1 protein-coding gene is annotated in these 376 nt (G+C 59.8%); it reads left to right on the top strand.

Going from position 1 to position 376, the window contains the following annotated elements; translation table 11 throughout:
- On the top strand, nt 1-376 hold a 376-nt coding region (locus ACYZGB_RS22890), incomplete at both ends, for an IS5 family transposase (RefSeq protein ID WP_462391283.1).

Raw genomic sequence — 376 nt, 5'->3', positions numbered from 1 at the left:
TACAACGCGGCGCTCAAGGCCCGAGGGTCGCTGACGATCTGGCTGGACCAAGACATGCAGTGGTACGCACCTGCCAGTGGCAAGCGGGGTCGCCATCACACGTTCACAGATGCCGCCATCCAGTTTTGCCTGAGCATCAAGTGCTTGTTTGGCTTGGCACTGCGCCAGAGCCTGGGGCTGATTCAAAGCCTGCTGGAGTTGGCCAAGCTCAATTGGCGGGTACCCGACTTCAGCACCCTCAGCCGCCGCCAAAGAACACTGCAAGTGCAACTGCCTTACCGGCGCAGCAGCACAGCGCTGGAGTTGCTGGTGGACAGCACGGGCATCAAGTTCCTGGGTGAAGGGGAATGGAAACGCAAGAAACACGGGGCTGAAT

The sequence above is a fragment of the Acidovorax sp. Q11 genome (assembly GCF_054950075.1).
The sequence above is the reverse complement of the archived record's forward strand: the minus strand, read 5'-3'. Positions and strand labels throughout refer to the sequence as shown.